Source organism: Acinetobacter sp. AS167 (genome assembly GCF_037152175.1).
GTDB lineage: Bacteria > Pseudomonadota > Gammaproteobacteria > Pseudomonadales > Moraxellaceae > Acinetobacter.
This window is the reverse complement of record NZ_JBBCMP010000003.1, coordinates 326,001-345,774: the sequence shown is the minus strand read 5'-3', so window position 1 is coordinate 345,774 and position 19,774 is coordinate 326,001. Positions and strand designations below refer to the sequence as shown.

Below are 19,774 nucleotides of genomic sequence, written 5' to 3'. Positions count from 1 at the left end.
AATTCGTAGTCGCGATGAATTAAATACTGTATTCAGACTATCATCAAATAAAAAATATTTTGTATAAAAAACCGCCTTTATTGGCGGTTTTTTGTTATTTTAAGTGTCAATTAGTCAACAACTATTTAGTTGCTAAATAATCCTCACAATCTGCATTTGGCTGTAACGATAACTTAACATGCCCAAAACATGATACATATAATATATAGAAAACTATTCAAGGAGTAAGTGGGAAATGGCGTATTATGGTGATAGCGACGCTCAGGAAACACAAGAATGGCAAGATGCCTTTGATTCAGTGCTCCAGCATATGGGCACTGATCGTGCTGCGTTTTTATTAGAAAAATTATATCAACAAGCAATTTCGAAGCATGTACCTATTCAGCGTCTAAATACCCCTTATTTAAATACCATTCCAGTAGAAGAATCTCCAGCGATGCCAGGCGACCAAGATATGGAGCGTCGTATTAGAGCATTAATTCGTTGGAATGCTTTGGCAATGGTTTTACGTGCCAATAAAACAGGTGATGACTTAGGTGGTCACTTGGCAAGTTTCGCGTCTTCAGCGACCCTATATGATGTCGGTTTTAACCATTTCTTCCGTGCCAATAGCGATAGCTTTGGTGGCGATATGATCTATTACCAAGGTCATTGTGCACCAGGTATTTACGCACGTTCATTTTTAGAAGGTCGTTTGACCGAAGATCAGTTGAGTAATTTCCGTCGTGAAGTGGGTGGTCAGGGACTTTCAAGTTACCCGCATCCTTATTTAATGCCTGATTATTGGCAGTTTCCAACCGTATCGATGGGCCTTGGTCCAATCATGTCAATTTATCAAGCACATATTCAAAAATACTTGATGAATCGTGGTTTGATTAAAGAAGAGAACCGTAAGGTTTGGGCGTATCTTGGCGATGGTGAAATGGATGAACCAGAAAGTTTAGGTGCAATCTCGCTTGCGGGTCGTGAAAAATTAGACAATTTAATCTGGGTAGTGAACTGTAACTTACAGCGTCTAGATGGTCCAGTTCGTGGTAATGGTAAAATTATCCAAGAGTTGGAGTCACTATTCCGTGGTGCAGGTTGGCGTGTGATTAAAGTCGTATGGGGTCGTCATTGGGATCCTTTGCTTGACAAAGATACATCAGGTGCTTTGAAAGCCCGTATGGATGAAACGCTAGATGGTGAATACCAACGCTACCAAGTAAAAGGTGGTGCTTATACCCGTGAAAAATTCTTTGGTAAATACCCAGAAGCCGCGGAGTTGGTAAAAGGCTTAAGCGATGAAGATATTGATAATCTGAATCGCGGTGGTCATGACCCATACAAAGTATATGCTGCGTATGCCGCAGCAATGACCAGCAATGGTCAACCGACTGTAATCTTGGCGAAAACTGTCAAAGGTTATGGTTTGTCTGACGAAATTGAAGCTGTCAACAAAACCCACCAAATCAAGAAAATGCAACACGATTCATTGAAATATGTACGTGACCGTTTTAATTTACCATTCTCTGATGAGCAACTCGAAGAGCTTCCATTTTATCGTCCAGGTGAAAACTCACCTGAATTGAAATATATGAAAGCACGTCGTGAAGCTTTAGGTGGTTATTTGCCTGCACGTCGTAAAGACAGCGAAGTATTGGCGATTCCTGAGATTTCAGTATTTGATGGTGTACTTAAAGGCAGTGGTGGTAAAGAGCAATCAACTACGATGGTTATGGTGCGCTTGATTGCAGCTTTGTTAAAAGAAAAAGCCATTAAAGATCGTGTTGTGCCTATCGTGCCTGATGAAGCACGTACTTTCGGTTTAGAAGGTATGTTCCGTCAGTTGGGTATCTATGCTGCGCATGGACAAAACTATACCCCAGAAGACCAAGAACAGCTCATGAACTATCGTGAAGCAAAAGATGGTCACATGTTGCAAGAAGGGATCAATGAAGCAGGTGCAATGAGCGCTTGGTCAGCATTGGGTACCAGTTATTCAACCAATAACTTACCAATGATTCCGATGTATATGTATTACTCAATGTTTGGTTTCCAACGTATTGGGGATATTGCATGGGCAGCAGGTGACTCTCAGGCACAAGGCTTCTTGTGTGGTGCAACAGCTGGTCGTACAACATTAAATGGTGAAGGTTTACAACACCAAGATGGTCATTCTCATATCTTGGCAGGTACGATTCCAAACTGTGTAGCTTATGATCCTTGCTTTGGTTATGAGTTAGCCGTGATTGTGCATGATGCTTTACAACGTATGTATGTGAATCAGGAACGTGTGTTCTACTACTTGACTCTCATGAATGAAAATTATGATCAACCGGCATTGCCTGAAGGTGCTGAAGAAGGCATCAAACGTGGTATGTACTTGTTCAATAAAGATGAAAAAGCCACAGTTCAGTTATTGGGTTCAGGCGTGATTCTGCGTGAAGTGATTAAAGCTGGGCAAATTTTACGTGATGAATACCAAATCCATTCCAATGTATGGAGTGTAACAAGCTTCAATGAGTTGGCACGTGATGGTATGGCTGTTGAAGAATACAATCGCCTGCATCCACTTGAAGACGGTAAAGAGTCTTGGGTTTCTCAGCAATTACGTGACACGGATGGTATTGTTGTTTCAGCAACAGATCATATGCGTGCGTATAGCGAACAGATCCGCGCTTACCTTCCAGATAGCCGTCCATACGTAACTTTAGGTACAGATGGTTATGGCCGTTCAGATACACGCAGTAATTTACGTAGTTACTTTGGTGTAGATGCAGCACATATTGTGGTTGCAACATTGAAAAAACTTGCAGATGAAGGTGAAGTTGATCCACGATTAGTCAAAGATGCAATCTCTTCATTTGAACTTGATGTTGATCGTCCAGTTGCATGGTTACCGCAAGCGCATCCATCTGTACAAGAAGTTGCTGCTTATACTGAAGTGACAGAGGAGAAATAATGATGCAAGTTAAAACTCCTGATATTGGCGTTGATAAGGCCACTGTTGCAGAAATCTTGGTGAAAGTAGGGGATACCATCGCTGTTGATGACAGTATCGTTCTACTTGAGTCAGACAAAGCCTCTGTTGAAGTGCCAAGCACTTCAGCAGGTGTGGTTAAAAGTATTGCCGTTACGGAAGGTGATGAGGTTTCAGAAGGTGCTGTATTGATCGAAGTTGAATCTGCGGATGCAACAGAGACAGAAACACCCGCACAGCCTGCTCAAGAAGCTGCAAAAACTGAACCTGCTGTAGAAACTAAAGTTGAATCTGTGGCGCCTGCTGCATCTGCGACAGCTTCATCTCAAACAGTTGAAGTTCAAGTGCCAGATATTGGTGTTGAAAAAGCTTTGGTCGGCGAAGTTCTGGTTAAAGTGGGCGACGAAATTGCGGTAGATGACAGTATCGTTGTAGTGGAATCGGATAAAGCAACGGTTGAAGTTCCAAGTACCGTTGCCGGCACGGTTGAAAGTGTTGTGGTCAAAGAAGGCGATAATGTTAAAGAAGGTGTGGTGCTGATTACAGTGAAAACTGCAGGCGCTGCAACGACTTCATCGGCAGCGCCTGCTGAAGCACCTCAACAAACATCAGCAACACCGACTCAAACTGCTGCACCAGAAGCATCAGCGCCAGCTCAATCGGGTAAAGTTGAAGTTGCTGTTCCTGATCTTGGTGTAGATAAGGCAACAATTTCTGAAATCTTGGTGAGCGTAGGCGATCAAGTTGAAAAAGACCAAAGCCTTTGCGTTGCGGAGTCAGATAAAGCCTCTGTAGAAGTGCCAAGTACGGTTGCAGGTACGGTGACGGCGATCCATGTGGAATTGAATCAGTCTGTGAGTCAGGGCACTGCTTTGGTGACGATTGAAGCACAAGGTCAAACTGCACCAGCACCACAAGAAAAGCCAGCTGCTCAAGCAGTACAAACTGCATCAACACCAGTCGCAAAAACGGCAACATCAGCGCCAAAAGCTGAAGTAGCAGTTGCTCAAGCGGGTACTGAAAAGTTATCTAAAGCGCAACAAGCTGAAAATGCTAAAGTTTACGCTGGTCCTGCTGTGCGTAAGCTTGCGCGTGAACTGGGTGTGGTTTTATCACAAGTCGAGGCCTCTGGCCCTCATGAACGTGTGATGAAGGATGATGTTTTTGCTTTTGTTAAAGCCAAATTGACTGCTCCACAAGCAGCAGCTCAAACATCTGCTGCGCCAGTCGCTTCAGGTTTGCCTGCATTACCAGATTTCAGTGCATTTGGTGGTAGTGAAATTGCGCCAATGACGCGTTTACAGCAAGTGTCTGTACCGCAATTGTCATTAAACAATTTTATTCCACAAGTGACACAATTTGATTTAGCCGATATTACTGAGCTAGAAGCTTGGCGCGGTGAGTTAAAAGGGAAATTTAAGCAAGATGGTATTAGCTTAACGATCCTTGCCTTTATTGCAAAATCGGTGGCGTTCCTACTCAAAGAAGAGCCTTATTTCGCGGGTCACTTGGCAGATGATCAAAAGTCTGTGGTATTGCGTAAAGAAATTCATATGGGCATCGCTGTGGCGACACCAGATGGTTTAACTGTTCCAGTATTGCGTAATCCTGATCAAAAATCGATTAAGCAAATTGCCATTGAATTGGGAGAGCTGAGTAAGAAAGCACGTGATAAGAAACTTTCTCCGAAGGACTTACAAGGTGCAAACTTTACCATTACCAGCCTAGGTTCAATTGGCGGTACTGCATTTACACCATTGGTGAACTGGCCTCAAGTTGCGATTTTGGGTATTTCACCTGCAACGATGCAACCAGTATGGAATGGCTCAGGCTTTGATCCAAAACTGATGTTGCCATTGTCATTGTCTTATGACCATCGTGTGATTAATGGTGCAGATGCTGCGCGATTTACCAATAAATTGACCAAGTTGTTATCAGATATTCGTAACATCTTGCTTTAAGTTTTAAATCATAGAAGACCTCGCTTTAGGCGAGGTTTTTTTATGCATCTAATTTTGTTTTATCAATAATTTTCGAACCTGCTTTAAAGTTATCATTCAATATCGTCAATCTGTCAAAAAACTCAGGCACAAGAATATAATTTCTCTTAATTAATATTTTTTATTAAATCAATTATATGAAAAACAAATTATCTGATTATAAAAAAGCGTGCAATGCCACACCTTACATTCAAAGTTTAAATACTATTGCGTAAGCGATGCTTCACTTTTGGTAGGGGGATGTTAAACCTTGCGCTGCAAACAAAGCTATGCTTTGTTTTTGCTCATGTTGGGTGAGGGGTACGTCCTGTAACCCCGGCCAACGGCGACATTCATGTCGCCCCACAATAGGATAACCATCTAGGGTTCAAAATTAGTGAGGAACGAAATTGAATTTATTCTATGCGGGTATTAAAAATGCTTCGGTACGATATTTTTTGAAGTTTATCTGAGCTTTAAATTTTTTAATTTTTAAAAATTGAAAATGATCGATAAAGCGTTGTAGAATAGCTGTACTTCATTGGGGAGTAGCCGCTGTTTGTCATCTGCGAGATGATAAATGGGTGATGATCAACATAATTACTCAACAGAGTATGGTCATCATAGCAAAGAACCAATTTAGCTGAAGGTGTTTACTCAGCTATCTTTTGTTGGCAAGACCTTTGATTTATCACTCCGCGTTGAATAGGCAACTATTCATATTGGCTAGCAGGAGGGATAAGTCATCGGTAAATATTGCTAGCCAGAGACTTTGAAATGTTAAATGCCTTCCTCATCTCTTTAGTGGTTGTCGCTTTGTCCGAAATGGGCGATAAAACACAACTACTCGCATTACTTCTTGCTGCACGTTTTCGTAAACCTATTCCGATTTTAATTGCAATTTTATTGGCAACTATTGTCAATCATGGTGTATCGGCTGTGCTTGGTCAGTGGATTACCACGGTCCTTAGCCCGACAGTTTTACTTTGGATTGTATCACTTGGCTTTATTGGTATGGCTGGGTGGATGCTGATTCCAGATGAATTGGATGATGAATCTGAAAGTATTAATAAATGGCAAAAATATGGGGTCTTTGGTGCAACCTTTGTATTATTCTTCCTTGCAGAAATTGGCGATAAAACTCAAATCGCCACAGTGGCACTTGCTGCACGCTTTGACAGCATCGGTTGGGTAACCCTAGGGACCACATTGGGGATTATGTTGGTCAATGCACCTGCTGTATTTATTGGCAATAAATTGGCGGATAAATTACCTATTGCGTTGATTCATAAAATTGGAGCTGCAATCTTCTTTATTATTGGTGTCGCGGCTTTAGTTCAGCATTACTTTTTTTAAGCTCAATTCTCCTAGCTGATTGAACATCAATAAAGTCATCTATTTTTAAAGCTGAAAACCCAACTTAATGTTGGGTTTTTTACTATTTTGAGAATGATGACACAAATAATCTTTAAACTTAGGTTGTAGATTTATTGTAACTTTGAAGAAAACCTTATATGTTGTATGGGATAACTAAAGATTTATTTTAAAAAAGGTTTTGGGGTTTCTGGTATGGCTTTAGATCGCACCACATCGCAAGTTTTGTTTGATAATGGCACTCATAAATGTATAAGTTTTACCAGTTTGGTGAAAGGTGAAGGTGTACAAGCCAATCAGTTTCTTATTTTAAATAATGAACGTGCAGCAGTATTAGATCCGGGCGGTGATTTGACCTATGTGCCACTGACCATGGAGCTTAATAAATACACCCGATTACAAAATCTAGACTATGTCATGGCATCTCACCAAGACCCCGACATCATTACTTCTATGCCACGTTGGTTGGTCTATACCGATGCCAAAGTGGTCGCATCTAAATTATGGGCACGCTTTTTACCTCATTTAAATTCCGCATTTATGAGTGATCGTATGAAAGGGGGCTGGTTAGAGCGTCTGATCGAATTGCCTGACCAAGGAGGCTCTATTCCATTGGGAGAAACGCGCATTATCGTAGTTCCTGCGCATTTCCTACATTCCGTTGGAAATTTCCAGTTTTACGATCCAATTTCAAAAATTTTATTCTCAGGTGATATGGGGGCATCGATTGTTGATGATGCTTCGAAACCAATTGAAGATTTTGCAATGCACATTCCAACCATGCATGGTTTTCATCAGCGCTATATGTGTACCAATCGGGTGATCCGTTTATGGGTGAAAATGGTACGTCAAATGGATATTGAAATGATTGTGCCACAACATGGTAAGCCGTTTATTGGTAAAGAGATGATTCATCAGTTTTTAGACTGGATCGAAAATTTACAATGTGGTGTCGATTTGATGGATGAGTCCGTGTTTACCTGTCCGCAATAAAAAATTCAAAAAATATATTGAGTTTGAGTGCGACTTTTTTTAGGATTTTCTTGCCAAAATTTTAAATTGATAACGAGAATCTTAAAAAAATGTTGTCACAAATATCAGCACAGGATGCGTGCTTAAGTTGCGGGGCGTGTTGCGCCTTTTTCCGAGTCTCATTTTATTGGGCAGAAGGAGAAGCCATGCCAGCAGATTATGTCGAACCTTTGACAGCAGTGTATTCTTGTATGCAGGGCACCAATCAAAAGCAACCGCGTTGTGTGGCATTAAAAGGTGAGATTGGACAGCAAGTCAGCTGTAGTATGTATGAACAACGGAGTTCTTCATGCAAACAGGTACATGCTGGTGATTCTCAATGTGCAAAAGCAAGACAAGGCTATGGTTTGATTCCGCTGATCGAAATCGAGGTAGCTACCCCCAGCAATGATGAAGACTTTGATCAGGTATGTTAAAACTTAAGTGGAAAAATTTAGGATAGAAGAATGTTTATATTCAGTATTCTACTTGGTAAAGAGTGGATTAATCTGAATAATCAACCAGTGTAAAAGTCAGCTGTTGCGCTGTTAAATACTGTCGAGCTCCTCCCATACAGCTGCGCTTGAATATGGACAAATATATAGTCCATCCTGTTGAAAAAGCATCATCAAATGGGGCAAGCTTTTTGGATTTAAGCTATCTTGACTGCGCTACTCAATATAATCATATGTTCAGTAGGGTTTTTGATGAAAGCCTAGCTGTTACTTTAAAAGCAGAGACTGTAAGTCGACACTTTGCTGCAGTGTTAAATCCACTAAAATCTTATATTCAAAGCCTATTTTTATTTCAATAAGATACTGAAAAATAAAGTGAGATTGAGAATAAAAGAAATCCACGTAATAAAAAATGAAAATTGAACGGAAATTTGTATATAATAGCTCACGGAAATTACCAGCGAGACTGTTATGTTGACCATCGTTCAAGAAGCGCTAACCTTCGATGATGTCTTATTACTCCCTGCCTATTCTACTATCCTCCCAAAAGATGTCTCTCTAAAGACACGCCTCACACGCGGCATTCAACTGAACATCCCTATGGTTTCAGCAGCAATGGATACTGTGACTGAGTCACGTATGGCGATTGCAATGGCGCAAAACGGTGGTATTGGTATTTTACATAAAAACATGGATATTTCTGCACAAGCTGCAGAAGTTCGCCGTGTAAAAAAATTCGAAGCGGGAATGGTGAAAGATCCGATTACCGTGACACCTGAAACCACAATTCGTGATTTGATGGCAATTACGCAAGCCAACAATATCAGTGGTGTACCTGTCGTTAAAGATGGCAAAGTGGTTGGAATTGTGACTGGCCGAGATACTCGTTTTGTAACGAACTTGGAACAACCAGTAAGCAATATCATGACAGGACAAGATCGTCTTGTGACTGTTCGTGAAAATGAATCTAAAGAAAATATTCAAGCATTATTGCAAAAACACCGTATTGAAAAAGTATTGGTGGTTGATGAAAGCAATGCATTAAAAGGCTTAATTACTGTTACAGATTTCCGTAAAGCGGAATCTTATCCAAACAGCTGTAAAGATGAGTTAGGTCGTTTACGTGTTGGTGCAGCGGTGGGTACGGGTGCTGAAACTCCAAGCCGTGTTGAAGCTTTGGTTGAAGCCGGGGTCGATGCAATTGTTGTAGATACTGCACATGGTCATTCTGCGGGTGTAATTGAGCGTGTCCGTTGGGTAAAAGCAAACTTCCCTCAAGTTCAAGTCATTGGCGGTAATATTGCAACGGGTGATGCTGCTTTGGCGTTACTTGATGCTGGTGCAGATGCCGTTAAAGTGGGTATTGGTCCTGGTTCAATCTGTACTACACGTATTGTTGCTGGTATTGGTATGCCACAAATCTCTGCAATTGATAGTGTTGCTAATGCATTGAAAGATCAAATTCCATTAATTGCTGATGGCGGTATCCGTTTTTCTGGGGATATGGCGAAAGCGATTGGTGCTGGTGCAAGTACGATTATGGTGGGTTCACTCATGGCAGGTACTGAAGAAGCGCCAGGTGAAGTTGAATTTTTCCAAGGTCGCTATTACAAAGCATACCGTGGTATGGGTTCTTTGGGTGCAATGGCGGGTGCGACGGGTTCTGCAGATCGTTATTTCCAAGACTCAAAAGCGGGCGCTGAGAAGTTGGTACCTGAAGGTATTGAAGGTCGCGTACCGTACAAAGGTCCAATGGGCAATATCGTACATCAAATGATGGGTGGTTTACGTTCATCTATGGGCTATACGGGTTCTGCTACGATTGAAGACTTACGCCAAAATGCAAAATTTGTGAAAATTACTGCCGCAGGTATGCAAGAGTCACATGTGCATGATGTAACGATTACTAAAGAAGCGCCGAACTATCGTGTAGGTTAATCTTTTGTAATATTTTGATTGGAAAAAGCCGTCAGTTTATGACGGCTTTTTTATTTTGGTGTAAAGTAGTAAAAGTTAAAAATTGATTGTTATACAACACATAATAAGTGGGTAAAAAATGAGTTATTTTGGAACAGACGGGATTCGTGGAAAATTTGGTGAACTCCCAATTACCCCAGAATTTGCACTTAAACTCGGATTTGCAGCAGGAAAAGTATTAAAGCAAATTAGCCCTAAATCAAAGCCGATTGTGGTGTTAGGTAAAGATACGCGTTTGTCTGGTTATATTCTTGAAGCAGCCTTACAGGCGGGCCTCAATGCAGCTGGTGTTTATGTACACTTGCTTGGGCCACTACCGACCCCTGCAATTGCTCATTTAACCCGTGCATTGCATGCAAATTTAGGTATCGTGATTTCTGCTTCGCATAACCCTTATTTTGATAATGGCATTAAATTCTTCTCAGATGAAGGGAAAAAGCTTCCAGATACCATTCAAGATGCGATTAATCGAGAGCTTGAGAATGATATTGTTATTGAAGACACAGCAAACCTAGGTAAGAGTGTCCGTGTTAAAGATGCCAATGGTCGTTATATCGAATTTTGTAAATCGACATTCCCCTATCATTTCAACTTGCGTCATTTAAAAATTGTGGTGGATTGTGCCAATGGTGCAGCCTATAGCGTAGGCCCAGCAGTATTTCGTGAATTAGGTGCGAAAGTTATTGCACTTTTTAATGAGCCAGATGGTTTAAATATCAATAAGGATTGCGGTTCGACACATCCTGAAAATTTACAAAAAGCAGTGATTGAGCATCAAGCTGATTTAGGCATTGCTTTTGATGGTGATGCTGATCGGGTGGTTTTGGTCGATCGTTTTGGTAACTTGGTTGATGGCGACCATATCCTGTATATTTTAGCGACACAAGCGTCGCAAAAACCAGCAGGTATCGTGGGTACAGTCATGAGTAATATGGCATTAGAGTTAGCACTTGAAAAAGCCAAAGTTCCTTTTGTACGTGCTAAAGTTGGTGATCGCTATGTATTACAAAATTTAGAAGAAAATAACTGGGTGATTGGTGGTGAGCCATCTGGTCATATTCTGACTTTAGATAAGAGTACAACTGGTGATGCAATCATTGCAGCCCTCCAAGTCTTAACTGTATTGGTTGAGCAGAATAAATCTTTAGATGAATTGGTAGCAGATTTTAAAACTTTACCTAATGTTTTAGTCAATGTACGACTTGAACAAATGTTTGACCCCTTTGCAGTACCGGCATTGGTTGCAGAGTTTGATAAAGTAGAAGCTGCACTTAAAGGACGTGGACGAATTTTAATTCGTAAGTCAGGGACGGAGCCGATCATTCGTGTTATGGTGGAAGGTGATAATCTGCAAGAAGTAACTGATTTGGCAAATCATTTAGCAGATGCTGTTCGTCAAAATGCAGCTTAAAATATTGTATCGTCTGTAGAAGGTTTTGCTTCATGCGTGATGTAATTAAAGACTTAAGTGAGCTTCGTCTGACTTATCAAAAAGGTGAACTACATGAGGAGCAGGTCGATGCTCATCCTCATGAGCAGTTTCTCAATTGGTTTAATTTGGCTTTAGAAGCAAAACTACATGAACCTTATGCAATGTCGTTGGCAACCGCAAATGCACAAGGGCGACCACATGTACGTACCGTGTTATTACGTGGTGCTACGGAGGCTGGTTATGATTTTTATACCAATTATGACAGTCAAAAAGGCTTAGATTTAGCTGAAAATCCTTATGCAGAATTGCTATTCTATTGGCCTGAGCTTGAGCGACAAGTCCGTGTGGGTGGTCAAGTTCAGAAAATATCTGAACAAGAGTCTACTGATTATTATCATAAACGTCCTCGTGATAGCCAAATTGCAGCGCATATCAGCACGCCACAAAGTGGCGTGATTGAAAGTCGGGAACGTTTACAACAGCGTTTTCAAGCGTTGTATGAGCAAGTGGCTGAAAAAAATGAATTGGCTAAACCAGAATTTTGGGGAGGCTATCGTTTAGAGCCGACGTATTATGAATTCTGGCAAGGTCGCCCAAATCGCTTACATGATCGCCTCACTTATGAAAAAGTCGCTGGATCTTGGACAATACAACGTTTGATGCCATAAATGCAAAAATTACAAATTAAACAACGACCTTTGATTACACGCCCTGAAAATTTTCAGGGCGTGTTACCCTTTATTGCTGAAATTTTGGCCCGTCGAGGTGTGCAATCTGAACAAGAATTAGATTTGAAACTTAAATATTTACTTGCACCAGAAATGAAAGGTCTAGAACAAGCCATTCAAATTATTGATCAGGCCTTAGACCAACACAAAAAAATAGTGATTGTGGGTGATTATGATGCCGATGGTGCAACCAGTACCGCACTGATGATCTTGGCTTTACGAGAAATGGCCGCCAATGTTGAATACCTCGTTCCAGATCGTTTTAAGTATGGTTATGGCTTAACCCCTAAAATTGCTGATTTGGCTTTTGAAAGATATCAGCCTGATCTATTAATTACAGTCGACAATGGAATTTCCAGTCATGCCGGTGTAGCACAAGCACAATCACATGGGATGCAGGTGATCATTACTGATCATCATTTGACCACAAAAGAGCCCCCTCAGGCTGAAGCGGTTGTCAATCCCAATCAGTTAGGCTGCGAATTTCCGAGCAAGGCTTTAGCAGGTGTCGGAGTCGCATTTTACCTATTAGCAAAGTTAAGTAGCCATCGGGCAAAATTGGGTAAATCTGCCGCAAAAATGCCACAATATTTGGATTTAGTTGCTTTAGGTACCTATGCTGATGTTGCTAGTCTAGATCATAATAATCGTATCTTAGTGGATGCTGGTGTTAAAAGAATTCAGCAAAATCAATGTCGTGCTGGAATCAGTGCCTTATTAGATATTGCCGCGCGTGATCCTGCTGAGTTAAAAGCATCTGATTTAGGTTTTGTGTTAGGCCCGCGTCTTAATGCCGCAGGGCGTATGGAAACCATGGACATAGGTATTGAATGTCTTTTGGCAACCGATATTCAATCAGCTCACACTTTGGCACGCCAACTCAATGATTTAAACTTAGAACGCCGTCAAGTTGAATCGGAGATCAAACAAGAGGCTTTGGCAGAGTTGGAAAATCTACAGCTTGATCAAGACCATTTACCCGCAGCGCTGGTTATGTTTGAAGAGCATTGGCATCAAGGTGTGATTGGTATTGTAGCAGGACGTTTAAAAGAGCAATTTCATCGTCCCAGTATTGTATTTGCGGCAGATAAAGATGGAATTCATATCAAAGGTTCCGCACGTTCAATTGATGGTATTCATATTCGAGACAGTATTGAAAAGGTTGCCGAGCAATATCCTGATTTGATTAGTCATTTTGGTGGGCATGCAGCAGCAGCGGGTTTGACCATTCAAAAGCAACATTTTGAAGAATTTAAACAACGTTTTACTGAGTTGGTTGCTCAATCAGATGATGCACTATTCCAAGCGGTGTTGTGGACGGATGGTGAATTACCTGCTCAAGCATTTCAACTGCAAACTGTAGAGACTTTGGCGCAATTAGGACCGTGGGGGCAAAAGTTTCCTGCACCGGTATTTGAAGGGCGTTTTAAAGTCATCGATTATCGTTGGTTAAAAGAAGTGCATCTGAAATTGCGTTTAGCTTTGGAAAATGGCCAACCGATTGATGCGATTGCCTTTAATGTACGTGATAAATTCAATTTTGATCCCATGCAAGATAGGGTACGTATTGTTTATGAATTGGATAAAAATCAATTTAATGGCAATGTGAGTTTACAGTTAAGAATGCTGCATTTAGAGCAGTAAATTTAGAGATAAAAAACCGCTTATACAAGAGCGGTTTTTTAAAGTTTATCAATAATTAGAAGCGGTAAGCAGCGCGAAGACCGTAAACATTATCATCATCTTCAAAATCAACAGAACCTTCTAAGCTGATTTGTTGAGTAAAGAATTTTTTTGCACGAATTGTAAAGCTGTCTTCATCATTACCATCAGCACGGCTACCTGAATAAGCCAATCCGACACTGAAGGTTTTATCTAGATATAAATCTGTACCTACGCTGTAATCATCGATATCACCAAATTTTGCATCGCCTTCAAAATTCATATCATAGCGACCCACTTGAGTGACATATTTAGCGCGGATAGTTGGATCTATATCATCATTAAAATCATTATCATAGCCTGCTAAACCAACAGCAACCAAAAGACCTGGGATTGGCAAGTAACCGACTTCAGCAGAGTAAGTTGTCGTATCTAAATCATCTACATGATCGGCCTTAGCTGTTGAGCGCCCAATAGCAGCACTTGCATAAAAATCGGTATTTGGAACAAAATATTCAATACCAACACCATATGCTGTTACATCGTAGGCATCATAATCGATATAGCTAATCCCAGCACTTACGTTGCTTGCGCGATCTAGAAAGGCCGCTTCGTTTAATGGGTTGTTTTTAACTTGAACAGGGTTAAAATAATATGTTCCATCAATAGCAAAAGCAGTAGATGTATCCCCTTTATCTGGATCAACAATGCCGAGTGAACCACCAATTTCAGCTTGGTATGCATGTGCAGACCCAAAAGAAGTAGCAAGTAATGCAGCAAATAAAGTTTTCTTAAACATTGTGTGACCCTTTTGTTATAAAAATATTAATTTTTTGTTACAAATCGCATTGTATGTAAATTAAACGCCATGTCAAGACTAAAGATCTGTAAATTAAAAGTTTACTGTCAAAAAGCATAAAAACGAGAAATTGGCTAAAGCTTTAAGCAATCCGGAACAACAATGAAAATAGCCAATAGATGCTATTGAAAGACTTTACCTGTCTTTTTATATCTTAAATTTTTAAGATAAATCGATTTAAAATAATTTAATTGCTTATTTATCAAAATATTAAAATTTATTCTGTAATATAATGTTGTATTAAGACTTATTAAGATATATCTTAATAATTATAAATTGATCAATTTGAGAAAAATAAAGATGAAATTAGAGCGACATATTCATTCACAAAATGACTTTGAGCATCGTGAACAGCATACCGAACGAGGTTATGGTGGACGACGAGGTCGGTTATTTGAATCAGGTAAAATGAAGCTTTTGGTTTTACATTTGATACAGCAACAGCCAAAACATGGTTATGAAATTATTAAAGCCATCAGTGATCTAGTCGGTGGCGGCTATACTCCAAGTTCGGGCACGATCTATCCAACTCTGACCTATCTTGAAGAAATTGGCTTTCTACATGCTGAAAATACAGAAGGTGATCGTAAGCAATATCACATTACAGATGCTGGAAAATTACATTTAAAAGAGCAGCACGCGCATATCAAACACTTATTAGAGCGTTTGGAAACTCGACGCGAAATTCATGAAAATGACCAATATTTGGATATTCATCGTGCGATGGAAAACTTAAAAACATCATTGCGCTTAAAGCTCAAGGGTAAAGATTTTGATGCCGAGCAAGTTAGACAAGTCGCTGAAAAAATTGATCAAGCCGCAGTAGAAATTGGGCGTTTATAACAATGCAATAACAGGGCAATAGAAGGTTTAGGTGAGACATGAGTAGTGAGATACAACAAAAACTGCGTCAGGCAAATTTAAAAGTGACCCAAGCAAGAGTGATTGTATTCAAAGCACTGTTGGATCAAAAAGCACAACTGACAGCAAAGCAGATTTATCAGCAGTTATATGTACAAAATAAGCAGATCAGTTTATCCACTATATATCGAGTGGTGAGCGATCTAGAGAAAGTCGGTTTGATTACTCAAAATCTGCACGGTAGAGATGAAGTTAAGTATGCTTTACCTTATTTATCCGAAGTGGAGTCACTCAATATCCAATGTGCCGACCTGACCCAGATCAATAAAGCGTCTTTAATCGCCTCAGTGGAGCAGGTTTTTCAAGCGTTTGATATTGATGTTTTGGATATTAAATTTAGTACCACATGAGGGTCTGTTGCCATTTCATAAATGGCTTGCGTTGTAGGTTAAAATTGAGCATGAGACGTATACGTCGTAAAGCATGAAACGAAGAGAATAGCGAGACTATTTTCGAGTTTTATAACGAAGGCTGAGATAATTTTAGCCACAACCCTGAGCAAGAAAAAAGCACTGCTTTGTTTGCAGCGCAAGGCGCAGCAGGGGACTAGCGTGTTTTTTGCCGCTACGTCGTTACCTTGCGAAACGACGTTTCTCATCATTTAGAATGACTAAATTTCTTATCTCGCGCCTAGTATCGTTTAAAAAACACACCTAGTCGCAAACGTAGACGAATTGTCAACAGACCCTTCATTAAACAACGGCGAATATTTAACAAGTTAGAGAAATCTTATGAAACAACATCAATATCATGTGACTGTTCAACATCTTGCAGATGCGCAAGGTCATCCATCAACTTATGATGAAAATATCGAATTTAATGTGGGTAATCACGATGATATTTTCCAAATTGTAGAGCGCTTAAAAGCTGCTGATTTTTTTGATGAAGAAACCACCAAAGCATTTGCTGTAGGACTAAAACTCTTTTTAGAAGTTATAATTACCCATCGCGATCATGTGCTATTTCAAGACTTTGAACCAGCAGTTAAACAATTTATGAAAAACTTAAAGCAGAACGTCAAGAAAAATGCGTGATTTAAAACCAGAAACCAAGATCGAGAATAGAGGCCATCAACATAAACCTGCCATGATTTTTGCTGGAATTCCTAAATTACCAGCAAAATATGCCGCGTGGATTATGCCATTCATACTTTCAGCTTTAATGAGTGCCACCATTTCCATGATTAACTTATGGAAGAATGTAGGTTGGTTTGATGGATTTTTTACAAAATGGTTTAGCGTCTGGCTATTTTCATGGATGATTGCCTTTCCCACAGTATTAATTTTTTTACCTCTGGTTCGCCGTTTCACAGGATTATTTGTGGATCTTAATCCACCACCTTCTGCTTAATTCGATCAAGACTTGAACATGTCATGGTGCGACTACGAGTCTATAAACATTCCAACGTGAATATTCAATTTGGTAAAGTATTGTTTCCAAATTTTGTGATCAGAAAATGCATAACAAAAACCAAACTATTATTGTCCTATTGATAGTATTCAGCGTATTAAGATAGCTATAGGCCAATGTATATAAAACCGATAAGCTAAATAAAATGAAATTGTAGAAGTTGAAATAACGTCCTGAGCTGATGGACAAATTTAGGATAACAACATGACCAATACCAACTATACCGAGATTTCTAACTCTGACGATTGTGAAAAATACGTGAATCAGTTTATTCAAGATTTTCCAATTCGTTCAGCAGAAATAGGCAAAGGCACCGTCATTAAACGTGCATTACCAAGCCGTCAAAAACGCATGATTGGCGCATGGTGCTTTTTAGATCACGCTGGCCCAGTGGTATTTCCTCAGGGAGATGGATTGGATGTCGGACCGCATCCACATATTGGATTACAGACTTTCACTTGGATGATCGAAGGGACGATGATGCATACAGACAGCATCGGCTCTAAACAATTGATTCGTCCTAAACAAGTGAATCTGATGACTGCGGGTTATGGAATTTCCCATACAGAAGTTGCTCCCGATACTGAAACCAGAATGCATGCTGCACAGCTTTGGATTGCATTGCCTGATGATAAGATCAATATGGCACCGCAGTTTGATCATTATCCAGAATTACCAGTTGTCGAGCAGGATCATATTGAATTTACAGTTTTAGTCGGTGAATTCATGAATATCAAATCTCCTGTCAAAGTGCATACAGAATTAGTGGGGATCGATTTTTTTGCAAAAGAATCAACCAAGACACGTATTCCACTGAATCCTCATTTTGAATATGGATTTATGGCATTAGAAGGTGAAGCAACCGTCAATGGTCATGATTTAAATAGTGACAATATGGTAGTGATTGAACCTGGAATTTCTCAGATTGAGGTTGAACTACCAAAAGGCTCGCGTTTACTGTTGATAGGTGGTGAACCTTTTGAGTCGCCTATTTTACTGTGGTGGAATCTTGTGGGCAGAACACAGGAAGAACTAAAAACAGCAACAGAACAATGGGCAAATCAGGATGTCCGTTTTGGAACGATCCCTGATTATGATGGTCCACGTTTAGAAGCACCAGCATTCCCAGACAAGATGCGAGCATCGAAGTGATGTGCTGCATTGTGCATTGTAATATGGATTCAAACTAAATAATTTGCGTTAAAGGTGTATTTGACCAGCCTTTAGCGCAAGTGTTGCGTTTACAAATTTTATTTAAACTGGCATTCACTAAAAATTTAAAGATTAAAGGAAAATAAAATGGCAATTATTGCAAATGCAAAGGTAAAAACCTATCCAGAACCATGGTCAGGTGAGGTGGTGAGTGGAAAACATCAACTGATTACCGACAAACCAGAATCATTCGGTGGGCAAGACAAGGGCTTAGCGCCTTATGATTTTATTTGTTCAGGTTTAATTTCTTGTACCATGATTACTTTGCGTATGTATGCTCAACACAAAGGGCTTGATTTGGGTGAGTTTACAGTTGAAGCTGATTTTAATGCCAATAAAGAGGGGAAAGAATGGGTCGAGCGTCGCTTGTCTTTTGCGACTCCGTTGTCTGAAGCGGTGCATCAAAAAGTGTTAGACATTTGCCAAAAAACCCCAGTGACCAAGACTTTATTGCGTAGTGTGGAAATCAATACCACGATTATCTAAAAAACGGCTATGTAAAAGATATTTTGTATAAAAACAAAATATCTTTTTTTCTATCAGTAAGATTATGCAATTTTTTATTGATTATTTACAGGTGTTTACATAAATCTTGTTATAGAATTTATTTTGATTCAACGCTTTAAACTCTAAGTCGTCAAAGGAATAAAAAGCTGCCCCCGTTTCACCATCATGGCTCAACGTAATGTCATCAAATTTTTTCACTAATGTGCTGTTTGAGGTTTTTCCTATAAAGTAATCAGCGCCCCGAATGGCGATAGTTTTTCCTGTGCAATCCACAATAAGTTGTTTAATAACAGATTGATATGTTACACCTTGCTCATCTTTTATAGGATGGGCATATTTTTCATAGATAACAGCTTGCTTAAACGAATCACGAATTTTTTGATGTGCATTTACATCAATAAAGGACTCTCCCTTATTCTCAAGAGCTCCCAGTAACATAAGCTTGGGTTGATATGCATATAGATTTGAACAAATAAAGAAGAAAATTAATGGGGTAAGTGACTTCATTTTTATTCTCAGAATAACCAATATTGAAGCTAGAGTATAAACAAAGTTGATAAAAAAATGATTTAAATACAGTAATAGAATTGTTGAAAAGTTGAGATCAATTTATAGTCGAAGAATAAAAACTGAGGCAATACAATGATTACATTACATCACCTTGATCAATCTCGTTCACTCCGTATTATTTGGGCTTTAGAGGAGCTAGGGCTTGAATATCAGATTAAGTACTATAAACGCTTACCTACTTTTGCTGCACCCCCTGAGTTAAAAGCAGTTCATCCGCTTGGAAAGTCACCTGTATTGACCGATGGTGACCTGACCATTGCAGAGTCTGCTGTGATTTTAGATTATCTTCAGGCGACCTATGATACAAAAAATCAGTTTAAGCCTCAGAATCCTAAAGACTTAATGCAATATAACTACTGGATGCATTATGCCGAAGGTTCTTTAATGCCTTATCTTGTTATGACATTGGTGATGACCAATATACCAAAACATGTTCCTTTTTTAATTCGTCCTATTGCAAAGAAAATTTCAGAAGGTGTCCGTGGTGGCTTTAGCAATCCTCGTTTAAAAGAACATGCAGCCTTTTTGGAAGATTATTTTAGTCAACATGACTATGCCGCAGGTGAGTTTTCTTTTGCCGACATTCAAATGAGTTTTCCTGTGATTGCCATGCAACAACGAACCAAAAATAAAACTCCTCGACTGGCTGCGTATGCTGAACGAATTCAGCAGCGTCCTGCTTTTCAACGCGCTAAACTAAAGAGTGATGATTAAA

At 39.8% G+C, this 19,774-nt stretch carries 18 protein-coding genes and 1 riboswitch; of the genes, 16 read left to right on the top strand and 2 right to left on the bottom strand.

Annotation, left to right across the window (positions count from 1 at the left end):
* Positions 1-235 precede the first annotated feature (235 nt).
* The 9 genes from aceE to recJ all read left to right on the top strand — a co-directional run bounded on the left by aceE (position 236) and on the right by recJ (position 13,562).
* Positions 236-2,944: a pyruvate dehydrogenase (acetyl-transferring), homodimeric type gene (gene aceE, locus WFN33_RS08055; RefSeq protein ID WP_336952451.1), complete on the top strand. Its 2,709-nt coding sequence runs from the start codon at positions 236-238 to the stop codon at positions 2,942-2,944.
* Entirely contained in the window at positions 2,944-4,923 is a 1,980-nt protein-coding gene (locus WFN33_RS08050) for a 2-oxo acid dehydrogenase subunit E2 (RefSeq protein ID WP_336952449.1), read from the top strand. The genes aceE and WFN33_RS08050 overlap by 1 nt, the downstream gene beginning before the upstream one ends.
* A gap of 549 nt (positions 4,924-5,472) precedes the next feature.
* Positions 5,473-5,630: riboswitch (yybP-ykoY riboswitch) on the top strand.
* Positions 5,631-5,718: 88 nt separating this feature from the next.
* Positions 5,719-6,297: a TMEM165/GDT1 family protein gene (locus tag WFN33_RS08045; RefSeq protein WP_336952447.1), complete on the top strand. Its 579-nt coding sequence runs from the start codon at positions 5,719-5,721 to the stop codon at positions 6,295-6,297.
* A gap of 213 nt (positions 6,298-6,510) precedes the next feature.
* A complete protein-coding gene (locus WFN33_RS08040; protein ID WP_004718609.1) occupies positions 6,511-7,308 on the top strand; it encodes an MBL fold metallo-hydrolase in 798 nt (265 codons plus the stop codon).
* 89 nt (positions 7,309-7,397) lie between these two features.
* The gene (locus tag WFN33_RS08035; RefSeq protein WP_336952445.1) at positions 7,398-7,763 is read left to right on the top strand and encodes a YkgJ family cysteine cluster protein; all 366 of its coding nucleotides are present in this window, start codon (positions 7,398-7,400) and stop codon (positions 7,761-7,763) included.
* Positions 7,764-8,252: 489 nt separating this feature from the next.
* Positions 8,253-9,719: an IMP dehydrogenase gene (gene guaB, locus WFN33_RS08030; protein WP_004718605.1), complete on the top strand. Its 1,467-nt coding sequence runs from the start codon at positions 8,253-8,255 to the stop codon at positions 9,717-9,719.
* A 118-nt stretch (positions 9,720-9,837) separates the two neighbouring features.
* Positions 9,838-11,169, top strand: coding sequence for a phosphoglucosamine mutase (gene glmM, locus WFN33_RS08025; RefSeq protein ID WP_336952444.1), 1,332 nt, complete (start codon positions 9,838-9,840; stop codon positions 11,167-11,169).
* Between the two features lie 32 nt (positions 11,170-11,201).
* Positions 11,202-11,858, top strand: a complete 657-nt coding sequence (pdxH, locus tag WFN33_RS08020; RefSeq protein WP_336952442.1) for a pyridoxamine 5'-phosphate oxidase — start codon at positions 11,202-11,204, stop codon at positions 11,856-11,858.
* The gene (gene recJ, locus WFN33_RS08015; RefSeq protein ID WP_336952440.1) at positions 11,859-13,562 is read left to right on the top strand and encodes a single-stranded-DNA-specific exonuclease RecJ; all 1,704 of its coding nucleotides are present in this window, start codon (positions 11,859-11,861) and stop codon (positions 13,560-13,562) included.
* 55 nt (positions 13,563-13,617) lie between these two features.
* Here the strand turns inward: recJ and WFN33_RS08010 are convergent, their stop codons facing one another.
* Positions 13,618-14,379 carry a putative porin gene (locus WFN33_RS08010; protein ID WP_336952438.1) on the bottom strand — a complete coding sequence of 254 codons (762 nt, stop codon included), beginning with the start codon at positions 14,377-14,379 and terminating at the stop codon, positions 13,618-13,620.
* A 360-nt stretch (positions 14,380-14,739) separates the two neighbouring features.
* Between WFN33_RS08010 and WFN33_RS08005 the strand changes: the two genes are divergently transcribed.
* The 6 genes from WFN33_RS08005 to WFN33_RS07980 all read left to right on the top strand — a co-directional run bounded on the left by WFN33_RS08005 (position 14,740) and on the right by WFN33_RS07980 (position 18,468).
* A complete protein-coding gene (locus WFN33_RS08005) occupies positions 14,740-15,282 on the top strand; it encodes a PadR family transcriptional regulator (RefSeq protein WP_336952436.1) in 543 nt (180 codons plus the stop codon).
* A gap of 38 nt (positions 15,283-15,320) precedes the next feature.
* Positions 15,321-15,710 carry a Fur family transcriptional regulator gene (locus tag WFN33_RS08000; protein ID WP_336952434.1) on the top strand — a complete coding sequence of 130 codons (390 nt, stop codon included), beginning with the start codon at positions 15,321-15,323 and terminating at the stop codon, positions 15,708-15,710.
* A 381-nt stretch (positions 15,711-16,091) separates the two neighbouring features.
* Positions 16,092-16,394 (top strand): DUF3861 domain-containing protein, encoded by a 303-nt coding sequence (locus tag WFN33_RS07995; RefSeq protein ID WP_336952432.1) that lies wholly within the window; start codon positions 16,092-16,094, stop codon positions 16,392-16,394.
* Positions 16,387-16,710, top strand: coding sequence for a DUF2798 domain-containing protein (locus tag WFN33_RS07990; protein ID WP_419326949.1), 324 nt, complete (start codon positions 16,387-16,389; stop codon positions 16,708-16,710). Before WFN33_RS07995 ends, WFN33_RS07990 begins: the two co-directional genes overlap by 8 nt.
* A 264-nt stretch (positions 16,711-16,974) precedes the next feature.
* On the top strand, positions 16,975-17,922 hold the full coding sequence (locus WFN33_RS07985; protein WP_336952430.1) for a pirin family protein: 948 nt from the start codon (positions 16,975-16,977) through the stop codon (positions 17,920-17,922).
* A 147-nt stretch (positions 17,923-18,069) separates the two neighbouring features.
* On the top strand, positions 18,070-18,468 hold the full coding sequence (locus WFN33_RS07980) for an OsmC family protein (RefSeq protein ID WP_336952428.1): 399 nt from the start codon (positions 18,070-18,072) through the stop codon (positions 18,466-18,468).
* A gap of 81 nt (positions 18,469-18,549) precedes the next feature.
* Here WFN33_RS07980 and WFN33_RS07975 read toward each other — a convergent pair whose 3' ends face one another.
* Positions 18,550-18,996: a surface-adhesin E family protein gene (locus WFN33_RS07975; protein WP_336952426.1), complete on the bottom strand. Its 447-nt coding sequence runs from the start codon at positions 18,994-18,996 to the stop codon at positions 18,550-18,552.
* A gap of 135 nt (positions 18,997-19,131) precedes the next feature.
* Here WFN33_RS07975 and WFN33_RS07970 point away from each other — a divergent pair, with 135 nt between their 5' ends.
* On the top strand, positions 19,132-19,773 hold the full coding sequence (locus tag WFN33_RS07970; RefSeq protein ID WP_336952424.1) for a glutathione S-transferase family protein: 642 nt from the start codon (positions 19,132-19,134) through the stop codon (positions 19,771-19,773).
* The last annotated feature ends 1 nt before the right edge of the window (position 19,774 follow it).

Coding starts and splice junctions, on each gene's coding strand:
- WFN33_RS08010 (WP_336952438.1), bottom strand. CDS start 14,379: ATGTTTAAGAAAACTTTATTTGCTGCATTACTTGCTACTTCTTTTGGG.
- WFN33_RS08005 (WP_336952436.1), top strand. CDS start 14,740: ATGAAATTAGAGCGACATATTCATTCACAAAATGACTTTGAGCATCGT.
- WFN33_RS08050 (WP_336952449.1), top strand. CDS start 2,944: ATGATGCAAGTTAAAACTCCTGATATTGGCGTTGATAAGGCCACTGTT.
- WFN33_RS08045 (WP_336952447.1), top strand. CDS start 5,719: ATGTTAAATGCCTTCCTCATCTCTTTAGTGGTTGTCGCTTTGTCCGAA.
- WFN33_RS07975 (WP_336952426.1), bottom strand. CDS start 18,996: ATGAAGTCACTTACCCCATTAATTTTCTTCTTTATTTGTTCAAATCTA.
- WFN33_RS07990 (WP_419326949.1), top strand. CDS start 16,387: ATGCGTGATTTAAAACCAGAAACCAAGATCGAGAATAGAGGCCATCAA.
- WFN33_RS07995 (WP_336952432.1), top strand. CDS start 16,092: ATGAAACAACATCAATATCATGTGACTGTTCAACATCTTGCAGATGCG.
- WFN33_RS08000 (WP_336952434.1), top strand. CDS start 15,321: ATGAGTAGTGAGATACAACAAAAACTGCGTCAGGCAAATTTAAAAGTG.
- WFN33_RS07985 (WP_336952430.1), top strand. CDS start 16,975: ATGACCAATACCAACTATACCGAGATTTCTAACTCTGACGATTGTGAA.
- guaB (WP_004718605.1), top strand. CDS start 8,253: ATGTTGACCATCGTTCAAGAAGCGCTAACCTTCGATGATGTCTTATTA.
- recJ (WP_336952440.1), top strand. CDS start 11,859: ATGCAAAAATTACAAATTAAACAACGACCTTTGATTACACGCCCTGAA.
- WFN33_RS08035 (WP_336952445.1), top strand. CDS start 7,398: ATGTTGTCACAAATATCAGCACAGGATGCGTGCTTAAGTTGCGGGGCG.
- WFN33_RS07970 (WP_336952424.1), top strand. CDS start 19,132: ATGATTACATTACATCACCTTGATCAATCTCGTTCACTCCGTATTATT.
- pdxH (WP_336952442.1), top strand. CDS start 11,202: ATGCGTGATGTAATTAAAGACTTAAGTGAGCTTCGTCTGACTTATCAA.
- glmM (WP_336952444.1), top strand. CDS start 9,838: ATGAGTTATTTTGGAACAGACGGGATTCGTGGAAAATTTGGTGAACTC.
- WFN33_RS07980 (WP_336952428.1), top strand. CDS start 18,070: ATGGCAATTATTGCAAATGCAAAGGTAAAAACCTATCCAGAACCATGG.
- aceE (WP_336952451.1), top strand. CDS start 236: ATGGCGTATTATGGTGATAGCGACGCTCAGGAAACACAAGAATGGCAA.
- WFN33_RS08040 (WP_004718609.1), top strand. CDS start 6,511: ATGGCTTTAGATCGCACCACATCGCAAGTTTTGTTTGATAATGGCACT.